Raw genomic sequence first — 258 nt, 5'->3', positions numbered from 1 at the left:
AAAAACATTGATGCAGAAAAGCATGAGTTAACCCTTGAAAAAGATGGTCAGACTTCAACTCAAGCCTACTCTTGCTCAGCTTCTGGTTGGTCAAATGGGTGACGATGTGTCACTGCAACACCAGCAACCACAAAGATCATGAAACCAATGAATTGTGGAACCACAAACCATACATCACGTTGTGCTTCTACGATTTCACGCAAATTGAATGAACCAGCAATCGCAACCACACCCATCAATGAAATCCCTAAGAAGACT

1 protein-coding gene is annotated in these 258 nt (G+C 42.2%); it reads right to left on the bottom strand.

Annotated elements, in window-relative coordinates; all coding sequences use genetic code 11:
* Positions 1-65: 65 nt before the first annotated feature.
* On the bottom strand, positions 66-258 hold a 193-nt coding region (locus tag FLQ44_RS17155; protein ID WP_439144941.1), incomplete at its 5' end, for an NADH-quinone oxidoreductase subunit H.

Origin of the sequence: Vogesella mureinivorans, from assembly GCF_007644035.1 — a bacterium.
In the GTDB taxonomy this organism is placed as follows: domain Bacteria; phylum Pseudomonadota; class Gammaproteobacteria; order Burkholderiales; family Chromobacteriaceae; genus Vogesella; species Vogesella mureinivorans.
Note: the sequence above shows the minus strand (reverse complement) of the source record. Positions and strands in the feature narration are given on the sequence as shown.